The organism is Serratia sp. EC4 (assembly GCF_059652115.1).
Genome location: NZ_JBNIDE010000003.1, coordinates 62,993 through 85,343 on the forward strand (window position 1 = coordinate 62,993; position 22,351 = coordinate 85,343).

22 protein-coding genes are annotated in these 22,351 nt (G+C 59.9%); 5 read left to right on the forward strand and 17 right to left on the reverse strand.

Translation table 11 applies throughout. The annotated features are described in order from the left end of the window. Nucleotides 1–14: 14 nt before the first annotated feature. Genes ACP39K_RS10380 through ACP39K_RS10395 form a run of 4 tightly spaced genes read left to right on the forward strand, consistent with a single transcriptional unit; the run spans nucleotide 15 to nucleotide 3,661 of the window. Nucleotides 15–1,052, forward strand: a complete 1,038-nt coding sequence (locus tag ACP39K_RS10380) for a hemin-degrading factor (protein ID WP_049300239.1) — start codon at nucleotides 15–17, stop codon at nucleotides 1,050–1,052. Next, nucleotides 1,049–1,879: a heme/hemin ABC transporter substrate-binding protein gene (locus tag ACP39K_RS10385; protein ID WP_097102156.1), complete on the forward strand. Its 831-nt coding sequence runs from the start codon at nucleotides 1,049–1,051 to the stop codon at nucleotides 1,877–1,879. The genes ACP39K_RS10380 and ACP39K_RS10385 overlap by 4 nt, the downstream gene beginning before the upstream one ends. Continuing rightward, on the forward strand, nucleotides 1,879–2,883 hold the full coding sequence (locus tag ACP39K_RS10390) for a FecCD family ABC transporter permease (protein ID WP_016927948.1): 1,005 nt from the start codon (nucleotides 1,879–1,881) through the stop codon (nucleotides 2,881–2,883). The genes ACP39K_RS10385 and ACP39K_RS10390 overlap by 1 nt, the downstream gene beginning before the upstream one ends. Then, on the forward strand, nucleotides 2,876–3,661 hold the full coding sequence (locus tag ACP39K_RS10395) for a heme ABC transporter ATP-binding protein (RefSeq protein ID WP_016927949.1): 786 nt from the start codon (nucleotides 2,876–2,878) through the stop codon (nucleotides 3,659–3,661). Before ACP39K_RS10390 ends, ACP39K_RS10395 begins: the two co-directional genes overlap by 8 nt. A gap of 33 nt (nucleotides 3,662–3,694) precedes the next feature. Here ACP39K_RS10395 and ACP39K_RS10400 read toward each other — a convergent pair whose 3' ends face one another. The 15 genes from ACP39K_RS10400 to ACP39K_RS10470 all read right to left on the reverse strand — a co-directional run bounded on the left by ACP39K_RS10400 (nucleotide 3,695) and on the right by ACP39K_RS10470 (nucleotide 19,103). Further along, on the reverse strand, nucleotides 3,695–5,137 hold the full coding sequence (locus ACP39K_RS10400) for a protein adenylyltransferase SelO (RefSeq protein WP_115115856.1): 1,443 nt from the start codon (nucleotides 5,135–5,137) through the stop codon (nucleotides 3,695–3,697). A gap of 256 nt (nucleotides 5,138–5,393) precedes the next feature. Then, nucleotides 5,394–6,125 carry an EAL domain-containing protein gene (locus tag ACP39K_RS10405; RefSeq protein WP_497008471.1) on the reverse strand — a complete coding sequence of 244 codons (732 nt, stop codon included), beginning with the start codon at nucleotides 6,123–6,125 and terminating at the stop codon, nucleotides 5,394–5,396. A gap of 514 nt (nucleotides 6,126–6,639) precedes the next feature. Continuing rightward, nucleotides 6,640–7,653 (reverse strand): lipoate--protein ligase, encoded by a 1,014-nt coding sequence (lplA, locus tag ACP39K_RS10410; RefSeq protein WP_033640505.1) that lies wholly within the window; start codon nucleotides 7,651–7,653, stop codon nucleotides 6,640–6,642. Between the two features lie 59 nt (nucleotides 7,654–7,712). Beyond that, complete coding sequence (locus tag ACP39K_RS10415; protein ID WP_016927954.1) at nucleotides 7,713–8,177, reverse strand: NlpC/P60 family protein; 465 nt, start codon at nucleotides 8,175–8,177, stop codon at nucleotides 7,713–7,715. A gap of 171 nt (nucleotides 8,178–8,348) precedes the next feature. Then, nucleotides 8,349–8,741 (reverse strand): 4-amino-4-deoxy-L-arabinose-phosphoundecaprenol flippase subunit ArnF, encoded by a 393-nt coding sequence (gene arnF / locus ACP39K_RS10420; protein ID WP_016927955.1) that lies wholly within the window; start codon nucleotides 8,739–8,741, stop codon nucleotides 8,349–8,351. Then, a complete protein-coding gene (gene arnE, locus ACP39K_RS10425; protein WP_033640506.1) occupies nucleotides 8,738–9,082 on the reverse strand; it encodes a 4-amino-4-deoxy-L-arabinose-phosphoundecaprenol flippase subunit ArnE in 345 nt (114 codons plus the stop codon). The genes arnF and arnE overlap by 4 nt, the downstream gene beginning before the upstream one ends. After that, entirely contained in the window at nucleotides 9,079–10,743 is a 1,665-nt protein-coding gene (arnT, locus tag ACP39K_RS10430; RefSeq protein WP_033640507.1) for a lipid IV(A) 4-amino-4-deoxy-L-arabinosyltransferase, read from the reverse strand. Before arnT ends, arnE begins: the two co-directional genes overlap by 4 nt. After that, the gene (gene arnD / locus ACP39K_RS10435; protein WP_016927957.1) at nucleotides 10,740–11,645 is read right to left on the reverse strand and encodes a 4-deoxy-4-formamido-L-arabinose-phosphoundecaprenol deformylase; all 906 of its coding nucleotides are present in this window, start codon (nucleotides 11,643–11,645) and stop codon (nucleotides 10,740–10,742) included. The genes arnT and arnD overlap by 4 nt, the downstream gene beginning before the upstream one ends. After that, on the reverse strand, nucleotides 11,642–13,624 hold the full coding sequence (gene arnA / locus ACP39K_RS10440; protein WP_033641428.1) for a bifunctional UDP-4-amino-4-deoxy-L-arabinose formyltransferase/UDP-glucuronic acid oxidase ArnA: 1,983 nt from the start codon (nucleotides 13,622–13,624) through the stop codon (nucleotides 11,642–11,644). Before arnA ends, arnD begins: the two co-directional genes overlap by 4 nt. Further along, nucleotides 13,624–14,604: an undecaprenyl-phosphate 4-deoxy-4-formamido-L-arabinose transferase gene (gene arnC / locus ACP39K_RS10445; protein WP_015377702.1), complete on the reverse strand. Its 981-nt coding sequence runs from the start codon at nucleotides 14,602–14,604 to the stop codon at nucleotides 13,624–13,626. The genes arnA and arnC overlap by 1 nt, the downstream gene beginning before the upstream one ends. Next, entirely contained in the window at nucleotides 14,591–15,745 is a 1,155-nt protein-coding gene (gene arnB / locus ACP39K_RS10450; RefSeq protein WP_048796587.1) for a UDP-4-amino-4-deoxy-L-arabinose aminotransferase, read from the reverse strand. The genes arnC and arnB overlap by 14 nt, the downstream gene beginning before the upstream one ends. Before the next feature lie 396 nt (nucleotides 15,746–16,141). After that, entirely contained in the window at nucleotides 16,142–16,897 is a 756-nt protein-coding gene (btuD, locus tag ACP39K_RS10455) for a vitamin B12 ABC transporter ATP-binding protein BtuD (protein ID WP_089184529.1), read from the reverse strand. 5 nt (nucleotides 16,898–16,902) lie between these two features. Then, the gene (locus ACP39K_RS10460; protein WP_273832736.1) at nucleotides 16,903–17,454 is read right to left on the reverse strand and encodes a glutathione peroxidase; all 552 of its coding nucleotides are present in this window, start codon (nucleotides 17,452–17,454) and stop codon (nucleotides 16,903–16,905) included. Between the two features lie 45 nt (nucleotides 17,455–17,499). Next, complete coding sequence (gene btuC / locus ACP39K_RS10465; RefSeq protein WP_089184528.1) at nucleotides 17,500–18,507, reverse strand: vitamin B12 ABC transporter permease BtuC; 1,008 nt, start codon at nucleotides 18,505–18,507, stop codon at nucleotides 17,500–17,502. A gap of 179 nt (nucleotides 18,508–18,686) precedes the next feature. Beyond that, nucleotides 18,687–19,103, reverse strand: coding sequence for a DUF2502 domain-containing protein (locus ACP39K_RS10470; protein WP_016927962.1), 417 nt, complete (start codon nucleotides 19,101–19,103; stop codon nucleotides 18,687–18,689). A gap of 232 nt (nucleotides 19,104–19,335) precedes the next feature. Between ACP39K_RS10470 and ACP39K_RS10475 the strand changes: the two genes are divergently transcribed. After that, complete coding sequence (locus tag ACP39K_RS10475) at nucleotides 19,336–19,467, forward strand: hypothetical protein (RefSeq protein WP_016927963.1); 132 nt, start codon at nucleotides 19,336–19,338, stop codon at nucleotides 19,465–19,467. A gap of 187 nt (nucleotides 19,468–19,654) precedes the next feature. On the opposite strand, the gene ihfA is transcribed toward ACP39K_RS10475, so the two are convergent. Further along, the gene (gene ihfA, locus ACP39K_RS10480; protein WP_004931414.1) at nucleotides 19,655–19,951 is read right to left on the reverse strand and encodes an integration host factor subunit alpha; all 297 of its coding nucleotides are present in this window, start codon (nucleotides 19,949–19,951) and stop codon (nucleotides 19,655–19,657) included. Between the two features lie 4 nt (nucleotides 19,952–19,955). Then, nucleotides 19,956–22,343: a phenylalanine--tRNA ligase subunit beta gene (gene pheT / locus ACP39K_RS10485; RefSeq protein ID WP_016927965.1), complete on the reverse strand. Its 2,388-nt coding sequence runs from the start codon at nucleotides 22,341–22,343 to the stop codon at nucleotides 19,956–19,958. Nucleotides 22,344–22,351 lie beyond the last annotated feature (8 nt).

Below are 22,351 nucleotides of genomic sequence, written 5' to 3' on the forward strand. Positions count from 1 at the left end.
CAGGAGAATCCGGCATGAGCAACACCCTATACGAACGCTACCAACAGGCTAAAATCGATCACCCCGGCAAATACGCCCGCGATCTGGCGGCGATCCTTGGCGTCAGCGAAGCGGAGCTGACGCACGCCCGCGTCGGCCACGACGCCCGCCGCCTGCAGGCCGACGCGCGCACCCTGCTGACCGAGCTTGAGCAAGTGGGCGTCACCAAATCCATCACCCGCAACAGCTATGCGGTGCATGAGCAGATGGGCCGCTACCGCAACCAGCACCTCAACGGCCACGCCGGGCTGATCCTCAACCCGCGCGAGCTGGATCTGCGCCTGTTCCTCAACCACTGGACCAGCGTTTTCGCCATGAGCGAAACCAACAAACGCGGCGTGCGCCACAGCATCCAGTTCTTCGACCAACAGGGCGATGCGCTGCACAAGGTCTACACCACCGAGGAAACCGATCTGCCGGCCTGGATGGCGCTGGTGGAACGCCATCTGAGCGAAGAAAACCCGGCGCTGACGCTGCAGCCCGTCGAGGCGAATACCGTTGATGAAACAACGCAAGATCATGCCAAAATCGACGCTGAATGGCGCGCGATGACCGACGTTCACCAGTTCTTCCAGCTGCTGAGCCGCAATAAACTCACGCGCCAGCAGGCGTTCCGCGCCGTCGGCGACGATCTGGCCTATCAGGTGGACAACAGCGCGCTGTCGCAGCTGCTGGAAGCGGCGCAGCAGCAGCAAAACGAGATCATGATATTCGTCGGCAACCGCGGCTGCGTACAGATCTTCACCGGCCAGATCGAACGTTTGATGCCGCAGGAAGGCTGGATCAACGTGTTCAACCGCCGCTTCACGCTGCACCTGATCGAAGACGCCATCGCCGAAAGCTGGATCACCCGCAAACCGACCAAGGACGGCATCGTCACCAGCCTGGAGCTGTTCGCCGCCGACGGCACGCAGATCGCGCAGCTGTATGGCCAACGCACCGAAGGCCAGCCGGAGCAAACCCAGTGGCGCGAGCAAGTTGCCGCGCTCGCCGCCAAGGATATCGCCGCATGAAATCTTCCTTGATCCGCCGCCTGGCGCTGATGATGACGCTGGCGCTGCCGCTCACCGCGGCGGCGGCGCAGCGCATCGTCTCGATCGGCGGCGACGTGACGGAAATCGCCTTCGCGCTCGGCGCCGGCGACGACGTGATCGCCCGTGACAGCACCAGCTTGCACCCGGCGGCGGTGAAAACGCTGCCGGACGTCGGCTACATGCGCCAGCTGAATGCCGAAGGCATTTTGGCGCTCAAACCGACGCTGGTGCTGACGACCGAGCTGGCGCAACCGGCGCTGGTGCTCAAACAGCTGGCGGACAGCGGCGTCAAAGTGGTCAGCGTGCCGGGTGACACCACCCTGCAGGCGGTGCCGCAGAAAATCGCTACGATCGCCGCCGCGCTGCAACGCGTTGAGCAAGGCAAACAGCTGAGCGAGCGCTATCAACAGCAGCTGGCGGCGGTCGACACCTCTCCGCTGCCGGTCAAGGTGCTGTTTGTGATGAGCCACGGCGGCATTACGCCGATGGCCGCCGGGCAACACACCGCCGCCGACGCGGTGATCGCCGCCGCCGGACTGAAAAACGCCATGCAGGGCTTTGACCGCTACCGTCCGCTGTCGCAGGAAGGCGTCATCGCCAGCGCGCCGGATCTGTTGCTGGTCACCACCGACGGCGTGCGCACCCTCGGCGGCGAACAGCAGCTGTGGACGCTGCCGGGCCTGGCGTTGACGCCGGCAGGCAAGCAGCGCCGCGTACTGATCGTCGATGACATGGCGCTGCTGGGCTTCGGTCTGGAAACGCCGGCGGCGCTGGCCAAGCTGCGCCACGCGGCGGAGCAAAAGTAATGCGCTGTCGCACCTCGCCTCAGTTGGCCATCATCGGTCTGCTGGTGCTGCTGACGCTGCTGGCGCTGGTCGCCGCCAACCTGGGCGCGCTGACGCTGTCGTTTCGCACCCTGTGGCGCGAACCTTTCAGCGACGCCGCCTGGCACATCTGGTTGAACATCCGCCTGCCGCGCGTGCTGCTGGCGGTGGTGATCGGCTGCGCGCTGGCGGTATCCGGCGCCGTGATGCAGGGACTGTTCCGCAACCCGCTGGCGGATCCTAGCCTGCTGGGTATCAGCAGCGGCGGCGCGCTGTTTGTCGCGCTGTTCATCGTGATGCCGCTGGCATTGCCGGTGACGATCGCGCTGTACGGCCATATGCTGGCGGCGTTCCTCGGCAGCCTGCTGGTATCGTTGTTGATCTACGGCATCAGCCGCAGCGGGCACGGCAATCTGTCGCGGCTGCTGCTGGCGGGCATCGCCATCAACGCCCTGTGCATGGCGGCCATCGGCGTGCTCTCCTACGTCAGCAGCGATCAACAGCTGCGCCAGTTCTCGCTGTGGATGATGGGCAGCCTCAGCCAGTCGCAGTGGCCGACGCTGGCGGTTTCGGCCTCGCTGATCCTGCCTACGGCGCTGCTGACGCTACTGCAGGCGCGCCGGCTGAACCTGTTGCAGTTGGGGGATGAAGAGGCCCACTATCTCGGGGTGAACGTCCAGCGCGCCAAGCTGCAGTTGCTGTTGCTGAGCGCCCTGCTGATCGGTGCGGCGGTGGCGATGAGCGGCGTGATCGGTTTCGTCGGTCTGGTGGTGCCCCATCTGGTGCGCATGCGTCTCGGCGGCGATCACCGCTGGCTGCTGCCCTGCTCCGCGCTGGGCGGCGCCTGCCTGTTGCTGGTCAGCGATACGCTGGCGCGCACGCTGGTGGCGCCGGCCGAAATGCCGGTGGGGTTGATGACCAGCCTGATCGGCGGTCCTTACTTCTTGTGGCTGGTGATGCGCCAGCGGGAGCGAACCGGTGGATAACGCCGCCTGCCTGACGGCCCGAGAGCTGCGCTACAGCCTCGGTACGCGCCGCCTGATCAACGACGTTTCACTCAGCCTCGCCAGCGGTGAGATGGTGGCGATTATCGGCCCTAACGGCGCCGGAAAATCGACGCTGTTGCGCTTGCTGACCGGCTATCTGACGCCGGACTGCGGCGAATGCCGGCTGCTCGACCGCCCGCTGGAACACTGGGCGCCGCAGCAGTTGGCCAAAGTCCGGGCCGTGATGCGCCAGTACAGCGATCTGGCGTTTCCCTTCAGCGTGGAAGAAGTGGTCAGCATGGGGCGGGCGCCGCACGGCAAACGCGACGAGCATCAGGCGCTCCAACAGGTGATGGAACAAACCGACTGCCTGGCGCTGGCGCAGCGCGACTACCGTCAGCTTTCCGGCGGCGAACAACAACGGGTGCAGCTGGCGCGGGTGTTGGCGCAGCTGTGGCAGCCGCAACCGTCCCCCGCCTGGCTGTTCCTCGACGAGCCGACCTCGGCGCTGGACCTGTATCACCAGCAGCACACCCTGCGCCTGCTGCGCTCGCTGACGCGCCAACAGCCGCTGGGCGTCTGCTGCGTGCTGCACGATCTCAATCTGGCCGCGCTGTACGCCGATCGGATCCTGCTGTTGCATCAGGGCCGCCTGGTGGCGAGCGGCACGCCGCAGGAAGTGCTGCAGGCCGACATTCTCACCCGCTGGTATCAGGCCGATCTCGGCGTGGTGCATCATCCCGAAGCGTCGCTGCCGCAGGTCTATCTACGTCAATAACATCAAGGGCGCCATGAGGCGCCCTTTTTCATCTCAGCTGGAACAGGAAATCTCCAGATGTTTGCCCCAGTCCGGCGGCAGCGCGGCGAGATCGTCATACTCCGGCGCCTCGTCGAACGGCCTGAGCAGGGCCTGATGCAACCGCTGCAAACGGCCCACGTCGTCTTTCTCTGCATCCTCAATCGCCTGCTGCGCCAGATAGTTGCGCAGGATCAGGCGCGGGTTCACCGCCTTCATCGCCCGTTGCCGTTCCGCATCGCTGACCTGTTCCTGTTGCAAACGCTGACGATACTGCTGATACCAGGCGTCGAACGCCGCACGGTCGATAAACTCGTCGCGCAGCGGCGACTGCGCCTGCTGCTGTTCGGTCTCACTCAACAAGCGGAACGTGCGGGTATAGTCCCGCCCTTCCTGCGCCATCAGGCTCAACAAACCGGTGAGCACGTCATTATCCTGCGCCGTCGGCGTGAAGAAGCCGAGTTTGGCGCGCATCTGTTCACCGTAGGCGCGCATCAGCGCCGGCTCATACGCCGCCAGCGCCTGCTGCAGTTGCTCGGTGGTCATCAACCCAGACAGGGTTTGCGCCAGGCGATGCAGGTTCCACAGCGCCACCGCCGGCTGATTGTCGAAGGCGTAACGCCCCTGGTGATCGGAGTGGTTGCAGATATAGCCGGGCTGGTAGTCGTCCAGGAAGCCATAAGGGCCGTAATCGATGGTGATGCCGAGAATCGACATATTGTCGGTGTTCATCACGCCGTGGGCGAAACCGACGGTTTGCCAATGGGCGATCAAACGCGCCGTGCGTTCGACCACGTCGGTAAACCACAGCTGGTAACGCTCAGCCTGATCCTGCAGCTGTGGCCAGTGATGGGCGATGACGAAATCCGCCAGTTGCCGCACTTGCTCCGGCTGTTTACGGTAATAAAAGTGTTCGAAGTGGCCGAAGCGCACATGGCTTTCCGCCACCCGCATCAGCATGGCGCCGCGTTCCGGCTGCTCGCGATATACCGGTTGTTGGCTGGTGACGATGGTCAACGCTCGGGTGGTGGGGATCCCCAGATGGTGCAGCGCCTCAGAGGCCAGAAACTCGCGGATCACCGAACGCAGCACCGCGCGGCCATCACCCATGCGCGAATACGGCGTCAGCCCGGCGCCCTTCAGGTGCCAGTCGCGGTGGCTGCCGTCCGCCATGACCTGTTCGCCCAGCAAAATGCCGCGGCCATCCCCCAGTTGCCCGGCCCACACGCCGAACTGGTGGCCACTGTACACCTGCGCCAGCGGCTGCATGCCCGGCAGCAGCGTTTCTCCCGCCCAAATCGGGGTTTTATCCTGAGTAAACCAGCTTTCATCCAGCCCCAGTTCACGCGCCAGCGGCTCGCTATGGTACAGCAGGCGCGCATCCTTAAGCGGCGTTGGATTCAGAGCGGTGTAGAAACCAGGTAACTGTTGGTAGTAAGCGTTATCGAACTGCGGCATAGGCCCTCCGTTTCAGCGTAGTGTAGAGCGTGAACGGGCGGATTAACACCGAAGGAATGCAGGGAGAACGCATCCGCCTGCCGTCAGGACGGATGCAGGGAGTTTGGCGCTTCCGCCTGGCGGGGGGAACGCGGTTTAACGCTGGCGGACAAACGCGGTTATCAGCCCAAAACGAGGTGAATAACGACGGCGGGATCACGGTAACCTCACTCCGCGCATTATTGACCTCATAGGGTGTAGTTTTTTATATCACTTCTTAATTATTGAACTCGCTGGGCATCGTCAGCAAAGCCTGCAGATTATCCACACCAACGCTGGGCCATAAAAAACCTTGCAGGCCTAAAACACCGGCGTATCTGAGTTTATTAAAATACTCTTTTTTCTCTATTCCTCCGACGATCACGCCTTTACATAACAGGTTGATATTCTTTAACAACGAGTCAATGACCACGTCATACCCCTGATGGGTAAACAACTGCCAGTAAAAACGTTTGTCTATCTTCACGTAGTCAAACAAACCGTCGTACAACGCAGTCAACGTGGCCTTACCGGAACCGAAATCATCAAGCCACAGCGTAAACATTTCGCTTAATCGCCGCACGCTCGGGTTGTTCTTGCCGGCCGAAAGATTCGGAAAACTCTCACTGATTTCAAATGCAATAAAAGGATATTGCCCGATCCTTTGGCACAACGCCGAATCGGAAAGAATAAGCTCAACGATGGTTTCTTCGATATTGATGGTCAACTGCACGTTGTTATCGGTAAACCAAGCCGCATGCTGCTCCGCAAGTTTCAGTTGCTCATTAAATAACTCAATCCTTTGTTCAGGCGCCAATAAATTAATCCCAATTTCGGCCGGCATGGCTAAATCACCATCTAGACTGTTGAAACGGCTCAACATTTCCACCGCCAACAGCCCGCCCTCCATTGAGTAAACAGGTTGAAAAACATAGCTACTAATAAAGTCAGCTTCGAGTTGGATGTTCATTTTAATGCCACAGGATGAATGGCTAGCGTATCATCGTATATCAATATATTTTATCGATCAATCCCTCTGGGATTAATCGGAAATATCAATGTAAATACCCATGAAATATCATTTAATTGATAGATTAAAGCTATACGACAATCGTGAAAGGCGCAAAGAAAAGCAGCCGGACTTATGCCATGGCGGGCGCCAAACGCGTTATGCGAAATGGTATTTGACTTAAGTTGAATGGATTTATGGCTAAATTTGACTTATCTCCTTTGTTTTATTTAAGAAAAATCCTAAATAAAGTAAAATAATCTTTCCTCCTTAACGCCAATTTTTCCTGCCGTTAACGACGACTGATTAAATTTAATAACGCATCAATTCCGCCCGTTATTCGCGGCATTGAAAACGTAAAAAAATGCCCACCTTGATTTTCAGAAAATCTGCGCTACCGCCATGAAAAACGTCGATTTCAGCGATAAAAAAAGGGATGAGCACGCTCATCCCTTCATCACCTGGCCTGCGCGCGCTAGCGGATCGTTTCGCTCAGCCATTGCCGCAGCTCGGCTAATTCGGCCGCCTGCTGAGGATAGTCCGCCATCAGTCGGTCACAGCAAGCGGCAACGGGCTCGCTTCGATACGCGCAGCCCACCAGCATTTCCGCCAACCGCTGCAGCGGGGCGGGATTCAGGCTGTCGGTGAATACCTGCGCGCGAACGATCGCCCCCTTCTCCACATCGAAGAACAGGTCTACGCCGCCCCAGACAAAGCGCTCGTTGAGCAAGTGGCTGAACGCCGGCGCCTTGCCAAAATTCCATTCCCAGCTGCTCTGTTTGGCGAACTGCGCGGCAAAATCGGGCAGTTCGGGGAATACATCCGGCGAAATGATCTCCGGCTCGGCCGTCTCGCCATAGTGGGCGAAGAAGGCCTGAACGATCGCCTCACACACCAGCTCATGGCTGATGCCCGGCAAAAACTCCGCCAGATTGGCGACGCGCGAACGCACCGAGGTGATGCCCTTGGCCTGCAGTTTTTTGGGATCCGGATTGAGGTAGTCCGCCAGCCGTTCCAGATCGGCATTCAGCAGCAGCGTGCCATGGTGGAAACCGCGATCCTGCGTTTCTCGATAGGCCGAGCCGGATATTTTTCGCGGCCCGTCGGCGGTTTCCATCACCAGATCGTTGCGCCCCGACGCGCCGGCTGTGACGCCCAACTGCCGCAGCGCTTGCAGAATGATGTCGGTCGAGACGCTCTTGTCGTAGCCCGGTTTGCCGGCCATAAAGGTGAAGCAGGTATTGCCCAGATCGTGAAATACCGCCCCGCCGCCGCTGCTGCGCCGCGCCAACCGAATGCCGTCCTGCTCCATACGCCGGGTATTGCACTCTTTCCAGGGGTTTTGCGACTGGCCAATCACCACCGTTTCGGCATTGCGCCACAGGAAGAGAATCTTTTGCGTGGTCATTTCGCGGAAGATGCACTCTTCCACCGCCAGGTTGAACCAGGGATCGTAAGAGTCGGAGATCAGTAAACGCAGGCTGTTCATGGCAGGCACCGTTCAAAACACGAGATGCCGCCATGATACACCAAATCAACGGGTTAAGGCTAAATGCGTCGCGCCTGCCAGTACACCCGCTTCCAGTAGACGTTATCGAGCGAGGAGCGGATCACCCCGCGGCTGGTCGACGCGTGGATAAATTGGTCGTTGGTATCGTAAATGCCGACGTGCAGGCCGTTCTCACCGCCGCCGGTTTTGAAAAACACCAGATCGCCCGGCATCAGCTCATCGCGTGAAACCTTGGTGCCCAGGGAGGTCTGTTCTTCGGTCGAACGCGGCAGTTGCATGTCGAAACGATCGCGGAACGTGCGGTAAACAAAGCCGGAACAATCTACGCCGCCGCGATCCAGACCACCGTAACGGTATGGCGTGCCGTACCACTGGCGCAACTGTTCGTTGAGCTGGGCCACCACCACGATAGAGTCCGCCAGGCGGCCGCTGGGCGGCGGCGCATGGCTGCTACACCCGGCGAGGATCAAACTGGCTAATAAAAACCACACACGCATCCGCATAATATCCCTTCATTGAACACGTCGCCGCATTATGCCATCCGGTACACCACCGCCTGCGAGGCAAAGTCGGCATCACGTAAGGAGAGCGCCATTTGGCGTTAATTTATCTCCCGCACGATGAAAAAGGCAAGCGCCATAAGGGAGATAATGGCGGGATCGCCGGTTTTGGCGCTATTCCGGCGATTTTGTCTCGGGTTTGCTGTTAATCAGCCAGACGCCGAACAGAATAAACAGCGTGCCCAACGTTTTCAGCAGCGTAGCGGACTCGTTAAACCACGGCAGGATCACCGCTGCCAGGTAAACCAGCGCATAGCTGACGCTCAGCAGAGGATAAGCGCGGTTTAACGGCAGATGGCGCAGAGCAAAGAACCAACACAGCATCGACAGCGCATAACCGAAGATGCCGCCGCCCACCGCCAGCAGCGGCAACCCGTTGTCGCCGATCAGCGCCAACGAGACGTCGGCGAACGACATCAGCGGGATCTGCACCATGCCCCACTTCATCAGCAACTGCGCCAGCGTCACCAGCAGTACGCTGGCGGCGCCCCAGGCATAGCCCTTCATGAATGCACGCTCATCAGCAGGATCCCCAGCATAATCGACGCCACGCCGCACCAGTGGCGAACGGTCGTCGGCTCATGAAACAGCCAGCGCGCCGCCAGCGTCACCATCACGAAGTTCAGGCTGAGCATCGGGTAAGCCAGGCTGAGCGGCAGGCGTTGCAACACATTGAGCCACACCGCCATGCCCAGCCCCAACAGCAACACCGCCAGCGCCAACCAGCGCAGCGTCTGTTTCAGCCGCGTCTCGTCTGCCCGTTCCCAACAGTGCGCCGCCTGTTTCTGGCACAGCTGCCCACCACAGGTGAGCAGGCTGACCACTATCACCAACAAAAAACCGATCATGGTTGCTGTTTATACCACATCAGCACCAGGCGGTTCATACGATCCACCTTGTCTGCGACCGGCAGCTCCTGCGGCAGCGTTTCATCACGGGACAGCTGCAACACCAGCGACACATTGCCCTGCTTGCGCGCCTGCGCCAGCCACTGCGGGAAGTCGGCATCGCTGATCAGGTGCCCCCTGGCGTCCGGGTACTCAAGACCATAGGCCACCTCGCCTTTCTGGCTGTACATCAGCACGTCGCTGCGCTTCAGTTCCCAGGCCAGGCCGGCCGCCAATCCGACGCTGTCGCTCAACACATAGCGGCTGTCGCTCAGTTCAGCCATCGTGGCGCGGACGAAGTTTTGCGGCAGTTTGGAATCGGTCACCTGTTGCGGAATGGCGTAACCGATCACCAGGCACAGCAGCACCGGGCAAGCCGCCGCCCAGCGCCATTGGCGGCCGTTATCGCGCGCAGAAACCAATGCGAACAGCAGCCAGCCGCCGAAGGCGATCAGGCCGAGCACCACTTTCGGCCACTCCTGGGGAGTAAACAGATGCGCTTTCGGCAGCAGACCGGAGCTCAACACCACCAGCGCCACGATGCCAATCAGCCCGAACAGGCCGTTCAACCAGGCATTGGCCTTGAACAGCTTGGCGCGCAGCGTGGCGGCATAGTCTTCCGCATAGGCGGTCATCAGCAGCGCCAGCGGCGCCATGCACGGCAGAATGTAGGTCGGCAGCTTGCCTTTGGCGATGCTGAAGAAGATCAGCGGCATCAGCGCCCAGCTCAGCAGGAAGAACAGCTCCGGACGCTGTACGCGCTCGCGCCAACCTTTGAGCAGCGCGCCGGGCAGCAGCGCCAGCCAAGGCAGCACCGCCGCCAGCAGAACCGGCAGGTAATACCAGAACGGCGCCTTGTGTTGAGCATTATCTTCGGCGAAACGCTGAATATGTTCGACCCAGAAGAAATAATTCCAGAAATCGGGTTCGCGTTGCGCGATAGCCAGCGCCCACGGCAGGCTGAGCAGCGTAGCGGTCACGATCGCCACCGGGCCATAGCACAGCAGATCCTTGATGCGGCGTTGCTGAATGACGATCGGGATCACCGCGATCACCGGCACCGCCAGCGCCAGGAAGCCCTTGGTCATAAAGCCCATGCCACAGGCCAGGCCCAGCAATGCGTAAGCGCCCAGCTTGCCCTTGACCGAGGAGGCCTTCAGCGTCAGGTAATAGCTGACCATCGCCGCCGCCAGCCACAGCGAAATCATCGGATCCAACACGCTGTAAGTGCCGATGCTGAACACCAGCACCATCGACAGGAACATCAACATCGCCAGGCTGGCGCGGCGCGCATTGCGCCACATCAGCATCGCCAGCGCGAACACCAGCAATGCGGTCATACCGGTGCTGAACACCGAGCCGAAGCGCACCGCAAAGTTGTTTTCGCCAAACAGCCACTGGCTGATGTTATTGAACCAGTAACCCGCTACCGGCTTCTCGAAATAACGCAGCCCCAGCAGATGCGGCACCACCCAATCGCCGCGTTGCAGCATTTCACGGCTGATCTCGGCATAACGCGTTTCATCCGGCTGCCACAGCAGGCGGCCGTTAAGCGGGATCAGGTAAACCAGAGCAAAAAAAACGGCCAGCAGAATGGCCCAGGATCCTTTTAGCGCCTTCATGTAACGTCCTTCACATCGGTTTGACAGCCCAGCCAACCTTCGCGGCCGGGGAAAGGAGCGCGCTTGATGCGGCCCAACGGCAGTGACGCCAAATCTTGCGGTAACAGCGCGCTCAGCGGACAGAATTCGATGCCCTGCCGCTGTGCGCGTTGCAATAACTGTTCGAACATCGCCGCTTGCGACATGCCTTCCACTTCGGTGTGAATGGTGTACACCGGCACGCCGCGATCGTTCTCGATGGCGCGCAGAATGTAGTCGTTGAAGTCGGCCATGCTGACTTCGCTGCCGATCACTTCGTCAAAGGTCGGCAACGTGACCGGGATCTGCACCGTACCGTGACGCCCATCGCTCAGCACCGGACGAAACGGATGGGTGCCGCGGCAATCGCTGTTGTAATGGAAGCCGAAGCGCTGCTTGACCTCCAGCACGCGCGTATCGGCGCGCCAGCCCGCCACGGCGGAGCATTTCACCGGCTGGCCGGTGCAGGCGCTCAGGGCGTCGACGCCCCGCTGCACCTGCTCGGTCAGCTGCGCCTCGCTCCACTTGCCGACCTTGGCCTGCCAGCCCTGGTGATCCCAGGCGTGCAGCCCGACTTCATGGCCGGCTTCGGCGGTGCGCTTCATCAGCGGCCCCAACGCGCGCGAAATATTGCGCCCCGGCCAGGCGGTGCCGGCCAGCAGAATATCCAGGCCGTACAGCGAGGCGGCGTTCGAACGCAGCATTTTCCACAGAAATTTCGGACGCAAAAGGCGCCAAAGATGGCGCCCCATGTTGTCCGGTCCCACGCTGAAGAAGAAGCTGGCCTGAATGTCGTACTTTTCGAACAAGTCCAGCAACTGCGGCACCCCTTCACGGGTGCCGCTGAAGGTATCTACATCAACCCGCAGACCGACTTTCTTCATGCACCGTTCCCTTCCTGAACGGTAGTGCGCAGGAAGTAGTCCAGCGTATCGGCGACGGTTTGCTTCATCTCGATGGTCGGCTGCCAGCCCAGCAAGCGGTGAGCGTTTTTGATGCTCGGCGTGCGGTGCTCGACGTCCTGGTAACCTTTGCCGTAGTAGCTGCTGCTCTCTACGTCCTTGAAGCCGGCAAACGGCGGGAAGCGGTCGCGCAACGGGTGGTTGTTGAAGCTTTCCAGCAGCATTTCCGCCAGCTCGCGAATGCTCGCTTCGTTGGTCGGGTTGCCGATGTTGACGATCTGGCCGTCGCACAGGCCGTCGCGGTTCTCGATGATGCGGAACAGCGCTTCGATGCCGTCGTTGATGTCAGTGAAGCAACGTTTCTGCGCGCCGCCGTCCATCAGTTTGATCGGCGAACCTTCCACCAGATTGAGGATCAGCTGAGTGATGGCGCGGGAAGAACCGATGCGCGCAGCGTCCAGGTTATCCAGACGCGGCCCCATCCAGTTGAACGGACGGAACAGCGTGAACTTCAGGCCTTCTTTGGCGCCGTAAGCCCAGATCACCCGATCCAGCAGCTGTTTGGAGACCGAATAGATCCAGCGCTGCTTGTTGATTGGCCCGACGATCAGACGCGAATGGTCTTCGTCGAACTCTTTATCGTCGCACATGCCATACACTTCTGAGGTGGACGGGAAGATGATGCGCTTGTTGTATTTCACGCAGTCGCGAACGATCTTCAGGTTCTCTTCGAAGTCCAGCTCGAACACGCGCAGCGGGTTACGGGTGTATTCGATCGGCGTCGCGATCGCCACCAGCGGCAGCACCACGTCGCATTTCTTGATGTGGTACTCGATCCACTCGGAGTGGATGCTGATGTCGCCTTCCACAAAGTGGAAACGCGGGTTGTCGAGGAAGCGGCTGATGGCGTCAGAACCGATATCCAGACCGTAGATGTCGTAGCGGTCGTCGCGCAGCAGGCGCTCGGTCAGGTGGTTGCCGATGAAGCCGTTAACCCCGAGGATCAGCACGCGGGTGCGGCGTTTCATTACGGCGTTCGGCTTGGCGGCCAAACGCACGTCGGTGACGATGCCCATTTCCTGCGCCAGGCGGCTGCCCTGCACGTACAGACCGCTGTCGTTCTGACCGGCGACGATCTCCAGCGCGCCTTCGCCACAGGCGATGACCAGCGGCGAGGTGCTCAGCACGGTGCCCGGCTGTTTATCGTGTTGGGTGTCCAGCACGCGAGAGCGCCAGACAATCAGTTTGCGCTGGCCGAGGTAGCTGAACGCGCCCGGGTACGGCTCCGTGACGGCGCGCACCAGGTTATTGATCTCTTTAGCGGATTTGTGCCACAGGATCTCGCCGTCCGCCGCAGTGCGACGGCCGAAGTAGCTGGCCTGAGACTCATCCTGCCGGGTGAAGGTGGCGGTGCCGTTCTTCAGTTTCGGCAGTTGCTCTTTCAACACGACCTGCGCGGCTTCCAGCACTTTTTTGTGCAGCGTCAGCGCAGTGTCGTTGTCTGCGATGGTCACTTTCTGCTGACCGACGATGTCGCCGGCGTCCGGGCGTTTCACCATTTTGTGCAGCGTGGCGCCGGTTTCGGTTTCGCCATTCACCAGCGCCCAGTTCACCGGCGCGCGGCCGCGGTAACGCGGCAGCAGCGAGCCGTGCAGGTTGAAACCGCCCTGCGGCGCCAGCGACAAGATCTCGTCGCTCAGCATGTGACGGTAATAGAACGAGAAGATCACGTCCGGCTGCAGTGCGCGAATGCGGTCAACCCACAGCGGGTGATTTACGTCTTCCGGCGCATAGACCGGCAGATCCAATTCGGCGCCCAAACGGGCCACAGAGGAGAAGAAGTTGTTCTCACCAGGGTCGTCGGTGTGCGTGAACACGGCCTGCACGTCATAACCCGCCTCAGTCAGCGCTTTCAGACCTGCGCAGCCAATATCATGGTAAGCAAATACAATAGCTTTCATCATTCTTCTTCCTGAGTATTGTGGTCATGCTGTGCACCGACCACTTTCTGAACAAAATAGCGAGGACGCGCACGCACGTCGGTATAGATGCGGCCGATGTATTCACCCAACAGCCCCATGCCGACAAACTGGGCGCCGATAAAGGTGAACAGGACGGCGAAAAGGGTGAACACGCCGCCGGCGGCCCATTCAGGGCCGAGCAGCAGACGCAGTGCAATCAGCACCAGCGCCAGCACAAACCCGGACAGCGCCACGATGCTGCCGACCACGCTGAGCAAACGCAGCGGCGTGGTGGTCAGGCAGGTGATCAGGTCATACATCAGGTTGATCAGCTTCATCAGGCTGTACTTGGAGTCGCCAAACTCGCGTTCGGCGTGACGCACGTCGATCTCGGTCGTGCGGCGGGCGAAGGTGTTCGCCAGAATCGGGATAAAGGTGCTGCGCTCATGGCAGTGCAGCATCGCCTCAACGATATGACGACGGTAGGCGCGCAGCATGCAGCCGTAGTCCCCCATCGACTTGCCGGTGGCGCGTTGAATCATCATGTTGATCACGCGCGAGGCGCTTTTGCGGAACCAGGAGTCCTGACGGTTGGCGCGCACGGTGCCCACCACGTCATAGCCCTCTTCCGCCACGCTGACCAAACGAGGGATCTCCTCCGGCGGGTTCTGCAGATCGGCGTCCAGCGTAATCACCAGATCGCCGGTCACCTGGTTGAAACCGGCCATGATCGCCGAGTGCTGGCCGTAGTTGCGGTTCAGCAAAACGGCGATCACGTGGCTGTCCGGCTTTTCCGCCGCCGCGGTCAGCATGTCAGCGGAGTTGTCGCTGCTGCCATCGTCGACGAGGATGATTTCATAAGGTTGAGATAACTGCTTACAGGCGGCAGTAGTACGCTCCAGCAACGCCGGCAGGCTTTCCTGCTCGTTGTATACCGGGATGACTACCGACACTTTTTTAATCGGTTCAACGCGAGACACGTAAAGACTCCACAACAGAAGACAAGGCATTGACCACGCGATCCACGTCGGCGTCGGTCATGTCAGGGAATAGCGGTAAGGTGCACAGCCGCGCCGAGTTCCATTCGGTATTCGGCAAAGAAAGCTGTGGATAGCGCTCACGGTAGAATTTCTGGGTGTGCGCGGCGCGGAAATGCAGCCCGGTGCCGACGCCAACCTCTTTCAGGCGCTCCATCAGCTGGTCGCGATCGATGCCGCAACGCGCCGGATCGACGCGGACCATGAACAAGTGCCAGGCGTGGTCATGCGGATAATCCGGCACGCCCAACGGTTGGAACGGCGAGCCTTCCAACGCGCTCAGGTAGCGCTGTGCCAGCGCCTTACGCCGTGCGTTCAGATCAGCGAAGCGTGACAGCTGCACCACGGCGATCGCCGCGTGAATGTCGGACAGGTTGTACTTGTAACCCGGCTCCACCACTTCGGCCTGCGGTTTGCGGCCTAGCTGCTGGCGATCGAAGGCATCGACGGCCAGACCATGGAACTTCAGACAACGCAGGCGATCCGCCAGCGCATCGTCATCGGTGGCTATCAGGCCGCCTTCGGCGCAGGTCACGTTTTTAATCGCATGGAAAGAGAAAATCGCCGTGCCGCGTGCGCCGACCCATTCGCCGTTGTAGCGCGTGCCGACCGCATGGGCGGCGTCTTCGATCAGCGGTAAGCGGTGGCGTTCGGCCACGGCGCGCAACGCATCCATCTGCAGGGGAGCACCGGCATAATGCACCGGAACAATCGCTTTGGTATTGGGGGTGATGGCAGCCTCGACATCGGCGGCGCTGACCATCAGCGTATCACGGTCAACGTCGATCATCACCGGCGTGGCGCCCAGCAGCTCAATCATGTTGAGGGTGGAAACCCAGGTTTGCGAAGGGGTGATGACTTCGTCGCCGGGGCCGATGCCCAGCGCCATCAGCGTGATGTGCATGCCCGCCGTGGCGGAACTGACGGCGATGGCGTGCTTACAGCCGAAAGTGGAACAGAAGTCATTTTCCAGTTGCTGGTTTTGCGGCCCGGTGGTGATCCAGCCGGAACGCAGCACTTTCTCTACCGCGGCGATTTCTTCGTCGCCGATGGCCGGACGAGAGAAAGGCAAAAATTGATCCATAGTTAACCCCAAACGTATCGAACTGCTTTTGATGACACTGTAAATCCCTTTCGTTTAACGAATATTAAACGCCAGAGAAGAATCGTTTCCGTGGATTAACTGCCAATGTAAGGCCGCAAGCTTAACTAAACCTTAAGACGAGGATTGTCATCAGTAGGAGAACTGATGGATAGGCGCCGTCATCATTAATTTAATTTTATTATGTAAATCAAGTAATTATATTTATTAATAATTATTTACTTATTTTATTTTTGCCGAATCAAGCGTAGCACGTCATTGGCGTTTTTCAAGAAAACTCACGAGAAAATGAGAGGCAGCACAATAATAGCCGATGATTACCCGGCTATTTATATTCACTACGTTTAGTTTTCGTTTACATTTATGCCGCGGGACGAATTAAGCCGTGCGGGTCATGATCCAACGCTGGTTCCCCACCCATTGCAGGTGGAAATCCACTTCATAGATCTGCGACAACAGTGCGGGTGCCATCACCTCACGGGTGATGCCCTGCGCGACCAACTGCCCAGCCTGCAACAACCAAACCCGATCGGCCTGCTGCAGGGTATGATTCAGATCGTGCGCGCACACCAGCGCGCTTCGCCCACTTTGGCAAAATTCGCGCAGCAGGCGATCCAGCGCGACCTTTTGCGCCACATCCAGGCTATTGGTCGGTTCATCCAGCAGCAACAATCGGCTGTGCGGGTTGACGCTGGGCCATACCTGCAGCAATACCGCCGCCAGCCGCACCCGTTGCCATTCGCCACCGGAAAGCTGTGTCAGCATGCGTGACAGTTTATCCACCAGCTTCAACCGCTGGCACAGATAGAGGATGGTGTGCTCCACTTCGGTTTGCGCCGCGCCGGCAGGCCGGTGCAACGCCAAATACTGAAACACCGGCATCAGCGACACCGGCGGCTGTTGCTGGCTGAGATAACCGCGTCGGCGCGCCAGCTCGCTCCCCGGATAATCGGCTAACGCGCGTCCGTCCAGGCAGACTTCGCCCAGCCCTGGCAGCATGCCCGCCACCCGCGCCAGCAGGGTACTCTTCCCTGCGCCATTTGGGCCGATCAGGTGAACCTGCAACCCGCCGTCAATCTGTGCCGAAAAAGGCGCCAGGCGCCCCGCCACCCCAACCTCAACGAGTTGCAGCATCCGTATTATCCTGCCAGCGCTTGTTTCACCGCCGCCACCAGCGCCGGATCCTCAGGTGTGGTGTCAGGCGAGAAGCGCTGGATCACCGTGCCGTCGCGCGCGATAAGGAATTTCTCGAAGTTCCACAGAATATCGCCGGGGTGCTTCGGCGCACGCCCCTTGCTGGTCATCCGCGCCAGGAACTCGCTGCCTTCCGGCGCGACAGCCTCCGGCTGTGCGGCAATCAACGCTTGATACAGCGGATGACGGTGTTCGCCGTTCACCTCAATCTTGGCAAACATGGGGAATTGCACGCCGAAGGTTCCGCGGCAAAACGCCAGGATCTCTTCGTTGCTGCCCGGCTCCTGGCCCAGGAATTCATTGGACGGGAACCCCAGGACTTCCAGCCCTCGTTCGCGATAGGTTTCGTACAGCGCTTCCAGCCCTTCGTACTGCTTGGTCAGGCCGCACTCCGAGGCCACGTTGACCACCAGCAGCACCTTGTCCTGATAGGCACCCAGCGTGGTCGTCTGATTTTCGATGGTTTGTAACGGCAGGTTGTCGATTGGCTTGCTCATCGGTTGTCATCCTGTGGTTTTTTAATGGCAGGTGAATGAAGAAAACTACCTTACGCCTTTTGTCCGGGTCAGTAACCAGATAAATAGCGGCGCCCCCAGCGTGGCGGTCACCACGCCGATCGGCAGCTCGGCCGCCAGCAGCGCAACGCGAGCGATCACATCGGCCACCAGCAACACCCCGGCCCCCGCCAGCGCGCAGGCCGGCAGCAGATAGCGCTGGTCTGTCAGGCCAGTGAGCCGCAAAATATGCGGGATCACCAGCCCAACGAAGCCGATCACCCCGGCGAGCGCCACGCTGACGCCAACCAGCCAGCCGATCGCCAGCACCAGCAGGTTACGCCACAAATGCAGCGACAGCCCGAGCTGGCGCGCCTGCACCTCGCCCAGCGCCATCAGATTGAGCGCTCGGCCCTGGCCACACAGCCACAGCAACACCGGCAGCAGCGCCAGCACCAGCCACTTTTGGCGCCAGTCGACGCCGCCGAAACCGCCCATCATCCAGTACATCAGCTGTCGCAGATCGAGGCTGGTGCTGAAATAGACCGCCCAAGTCATCAGCGCGCTGCACACGATGCCCAGCGCCACGCCGACCAGCAACAGCCTTGCATTGGTCAGACGTCGCCGGCGAGCGAAACCCAGCAGCAAGAAGGTCATCGCCAGCGCACCGGCTATCGCGGCGGCGCTCATCAGCGCCACCGGCAACAAACCGTGCCCCAACAACACCGTCAGCACCAACGCGACACCGGCGCCGTTAGCGACGCCCAGCAGACCTGGCTCCGCCAGCGGGTTTTCAAACAGCGCCTGCATCACCGCGCCCGCCACCGCCAGGGCGGCGCCGACCAGCATCACCGCCAGCGCGCGCGGCAAACGCAGTTGCCAAACGAACAGTTGCGCTCGATCGCTGAACCACGCTGACGGCCATATCCATTGGTCGCCGGCGCAAAGGCTGACCAGCAACGCCACCGCCACGCCCAGCGCCAACAGACTGAGCTGGCGTTTATCGCGGTAGCGTTGATGTTGCAACAGTAAGGTGAAGGTACGGCTGGTTGGCATGGCGCGGCGGTTCCCTGCCGGCCGCTGTCGTGGCCGGATAATTGACGTTTGAGTCGAATATTAGGGGGTTAACGCCGTAAGGGGAAGTCTTGCGTGGATCGTGGCTCAGGAAAGCAGCGGCTGGCCTTGCCCGTCATCGCAGCAATGATGGCAAAACCAGCCGCCGATAAACTCAGGGATTAACGATGCGGGCCGGCGTTGCCCGGCGGATAAGGTTGGCCGCGGCCGTCATCGCGGCGGTCATGGTCACCGCGATCGTCATGACGGCGGTCGTGGTCGCGACTATCGCGATCGCCGTGGAATGGATTGCCGCTGCGTTCCGGTTCACGATGCGCATAGCCACGCGGCGGCGAAGGTTGCCAGCGTCCGCCGTCCCAGTACATACCGCGCGCATTGCGCTCACCCAGGCCGCGGCCCTGGTGCGCATGCCACCACTGCGGAGGACGCCAGTCATAGCCATCCCAGTAGTAACCACGGCGGTCCTGATCCCCCAAATGCAGGGAAACGCCCGGCACGTTGATATCGACGGAGACATCGGCCTGTGCCGCCAGCGGCAGCAACAACGGGAAACACACCAGCAACAGGATCTTTTTCATTTTGCCTTCTCACTCTATTTTTCTTGCTGCAGTGGTTATATCAGTGCGCTTATTTAGCGACTATCTCACCGGCGCCTATTTTCAGATCGTTTTCGACGGCCTTACACAATCCCGACACTGTTTGCCGCCGCCTTTAATTATTATTGCCTCTGCCAAGGCTTAACGAATAACTGACATCGCTTAAGCGGCGCGACAATGATAATTAAACGGATCCCCACTGGAGGATAATAAGATGATTAAACGTATCGGTATGCTGCTGGCCGTGGTCGCCCTCGCCTCAACCCTTAGCGCCTGCTGCTGGGGCCCGCACGGGGGCGGCGGCCACCGCGGCGACGGCCCTGGCCATTATTACGGCCGTTATTGAAGCGGGCAATAAAAGCCACGCATTACATGAAATAAGATATGAGAATATTCTGCAATTAAGGGAGATGATTTTCGCCGTGCCGACTTAACGGCTCAATGAAGTCTTGTCTTATCGATTAGGAATAAACTGAATTTTGTCTCAGAAAAGAAAAAGGCCGCGCAAGCGGCCTTTTTTGATGTCACGTCACTCACCCTTTCGGGCTGGCGTTTTCTACCCGGCTTTTCAGCTTCTGCCCCGGACGGAAGGTCACCACGCGGCGCGCCGTAATCGGAATGTCTTCGCCGGTCTTCGGGTTACGCCCCGGACGTTGGTTCTTGTCACGCAGATCAAAGTTGCCAAAACCCGACAGTTTTACCTGTTCGCCATTCTCAAGGGCCCGACGGACCTCTTCAAAGAACAGTTCCACCAGGTCTTTGGCGTCCCGTTTGCTAAGCCCAAGCTTCTCAAACAGGTGTTCTGACATTTCAGCTTTAGTAAGCGCCATAGGTTCAATCCCTCAAGGATGCTTGGAATCGCTGTTTTAGAGCCTCTACGCATTTTGCAACGGTAGCGGCTATCTCCTCTTCTTCCAGTGTACGAGCGGTATCCTGCAATACCAGACTGATAGCCAGGCTCTTGTCACCTTCTGCCACGCCCTTGCCACGGTACACGTCAAACAAGTTTACGCCAACTACCTGATTTGCGCCAACTTTCTTACACTCGGCCAAAATATCTTCTGCGGGGACGTTTTCAGCCACCACAATGGCGATATCACGGCGGTTTGCCGGGAAGCGCGAAATCTCCCGCGCCTGAGGCACGGCGCGGCTCGCAAGCTTGTTCCACTCCAGTTCAAACACCACGGTGCGGCCGTTAAGATCCAGTTTACGTTCAAGTTCCGGGTGAACCACACCGATGAAACCAACGCGTTCGCCATGCAAATAAATCGCCGCACTTTGCCCTGGATGCAGGGCCGGATTGGCTTCCGCCCGGAACTGAATTTCGGATAATTTACCGGTCAGCTCGAGGACAGACTCCAGATCCCCTTTTAAATCATAGAAGTCGACGGGCTTGCGCGCCAGATCCCAATGTTCATCGTGCGTATGGCCGGCGATCACGCCCGCCAGCATGACATCCTGACGGATACCCAGATCTGCCGCACTATCAGGCACAAAGCGCAGACCGCTTTCGAACAGACGCAGACGCGTCTGCTGGCGGTTCTGGTTATACACCACCGCAGACAGCAGGCCGGTCCACAGCGACAGACGCATCGCCGACATTTCTACCGAAATCGGGCTTGGCAGGATCAGCGCTTCTTCATTCGGGTGCAACAACGCCTGCACCTTCGGATCGACGAAGCTGTAGGTGATCGCTTCCTGATAACCGTGATCGACCAGCATGGTCTTCACGCGCTTCAGCGTCAGATCGGCTTCGCGATGCTGGGTCATCACCAGATCGGCGCGGACCGGCACATCCGGGATGTTGTCGTAGCCGTAAACGCGCGCCACTTCTTCCACCAGATCCTCTTCGATCTCCATATCGAAACGCCAGCTCGGCGCGACCGCTTGCCAGCTGTCGCCCTGCTCGGTCACCTGGCAACCCAGACGGCGCAGAATGTCGCTGACCTGCTCGCTCGGCACCACGTGGCCGATCAGGCGATCCAGTTTCTCGCGGCGCAGCGTGATGGTGGCGCGCTTCGGCAGTTCGTTCTCGTGGGTCACGTCGATTATCGGGCCGGCCTGGCCGCCGCAGATGTCGAGCAGCAGGCGCGTGGCGCGCTCCATCGCTTTGTACTGCAGCGCCGGATCGACGCCGCGCTCATAGCGGTGAGAAGCGTCGGTGTGCAGGCCGTGACGACGCGCGCGGCCGGTGATCGACAGCGGGCTGAAGAAAGCGCACTCAAGCAGCACGTCCTGAGTTTCCCCGTTGACGCCGGAATGCTCGCCGCCGAAGATGCCGCCCATCGCCAACGCTTTTTGATGATCGGCGATCACTAAGGTGTCGGCGTTCAGTTTGGCTTCGTTACCGTCCAGCAGCGTCAAGGTTTCCCCTTCTTCCGCCATGCGCACCACGATGCCGCCGTCGATGCGGCTCAGATCGAAGGCGTGCATCGGCTGGCCAAGTTCCAACAGCACATAGTTGGTGACGTCGACGACGGCATCGATAGAACGGATACCGCAACGACGCAGTTTTTCACGCATCCACAGCGGGCTTGGCGCCTTGACGTCGATGCCTTTCACCACGCGGCCCAGATAACGCGGGCACGCCTGCGGCGCGTCAACGCGGATCGGCAGCGTGGCGTCGATAGTGGCAGCCACCGGGCTCATATCCGGCTCGGTCAGCGCCACCTGGTTCAGTACGCCCACGTCGCGCGCAACGCCGATGATGCCCAGGCAGTCGGCGCGGTTCGGGGTAACGCTGATCTCGATGGTGTTGTCGTTCAGTTTCAGGTAGTCACGGATGTCGGTGCCGATCGGCGCATCCAGCGGCAGCTCGATGATGCCGTCATGATCGTCGGAAATGCCCAGCTCGGAGAATGAGCACAGCATGCCTTCCGAAGGCTCGCCGCGCAGCTTGGCGGCCTTGATTTTGAAATCGCCCGGCAGCACCGCGCCCACGGTGGCGACCGCCACTTTCAGGCCGGTACGGCAGTTCGGCGCGCCGCAGACGATGTCGAGCAAGCGATCGCCGCCGACGTTGACCTTGGTGACGCGCAGTTTGTCGGCATTCGGGTGCTGACCGCACTCGACCACTTCACCCACCACAACGCCGTTAAACGCGCCGGCGACAGGATCCACGCCGTCCACTTCCAGGCCGGCCATGGTGATTTGATCGGATAATGCTTCGCTGCTGATGGCCGGGTTTACCCACTCGCGCAACCAGAGTTCACTGAATTTCATGTGATATT

Coding starts and splice junctions, on each gene's coding strand:
- ACP39K_RS10470 (WP_016927962.1), bottom strand. CDS start 19,103: ATGAAAAAGATCCTGTTGCTGGTGTGTTTCCCGTTGTTGCTGCCGCTG.
- arnT (WP_033640507.1), bottom strand. CDS start 10,743: ATGAAGGCGCTAAAAGGATCCTGGGCCATTCTGCTGGCCGTTTTTTTT.
- lplA (WP_033640505.1), bottom strand. CDS start 7,653: ATGAACAGCCTGCGTTTACTGATCTCCGACTCTTACGATCCCTGGTTC.
- ACP39K_RS10400 (WP_115115856.1), bottom strand. CDS start 5,137: ATGCCGCAGTTCGATAACGCTTACTACCAACAGTTACCTGGTTTCTAC.
- arnB (WP_048796587.1), bottom strand. CDS start 15,745: ATGGATCAATTTTTGCCTTTCTCTCGTCCGGCCATCGGCGACGAAGAA.
- ACP39K_RS10405 (WP_497008471.1), bottom strand. CDS start 6,125: ATGAACATCCAACTCGAAGCTGACTTTATTAGTAGCTATGTTTTTCAA.
- ACP39K_RS10460 (WP_273832736.1), bottom strand. CDS start 17,454: ATGAGCAAGCCAATCGACAACCTGCCGTTACAAACCATCGAAAATCAG.
- ACP39K_RS10380 (WP_049300239.1), top strand. CDS start 15: ATGAGCAACACCCTATACGAACGCTACCAACAGGCTAAAATCGATCAC.
- ACP39K_RS10390 (WP_016927948.1), top strand. CDS start 1,879: ATGCGCTGTCGCACCTCGCCTCAGTTGGCCATCATCGGTCTGCTGGTG.
- ACP39K_RS10415 (WP_016927954.1), bottom strand. CDS start 8,177: ATGCGGATGCGTGTGTGGTTTTTATTAGCCAGTTTGATCCTCGCCGGG.
- ACP39K_RS10385 (WP_097102156.1), top strand. CDS start 1,049: ATGAAATCTTCCTTGATCCGCCGCCTGGCGCTGATGATGACGCTGGCG.
- ACP39K_RS10475 (WP_016927963.1), top strand. CDS start 19,336: ATGATTAAACGTATCGGTATGCTGCTGGCCGTGGTCGCCCTCGCCTCA.
- btuC (WP_089184528.1), bottom strand. CDS start 18,507: ATGCCAACCAGCCGTACCTTCACCTTACTGTTGCAACATCAACGCTAC.
- btuD (WP_089184529.1), bottom strand. CDS start 16,897: ATGCTGCAACTCGTTGAGGTTGGGGTGGCGGGGCGCCTGGCGCCTTTT.
- arnD (WP_016927957.1), bottom strand. CDS start 11,645: ATGAAGAAAGTCGGTCTGCGGGTTGATGTAGATACCTTCAGCGGCACC.
- pheT (WP_016927965.1), bottom strand. CDS start 22,343: ATGAAATTCAGTGAACTCTGGTTGCGCGAGTGGGTAAACCCGGCCATC.
- arnE (WP_033640506.1), bottom strand. CDS start 9,082: ATGATCGGTTTTTTGTTGGTGATAGTGGTCAGCCTGCTCACCTGTGGT.
- ihfA (WP_004931414.1), bottom strand. CDS start 19,951: ATGGCGCTTACTAAAGCTGAAATGTCAGAACACCTGTTTGAGAAGCTT.
- arnA (WP_033641428.1), bottom strand. CDS start 13,624: ATGAAAGCTATTGTATTTGCTTACCATGATATTGGCTGCGCAGGTCTG.
- arnF (WP_016927955.1), bottom strand. CDS start 8,741: ATGAAGGGCTATGCCTGGGGCGCCGCCAGCGTACTGCTGGTGACGCTG.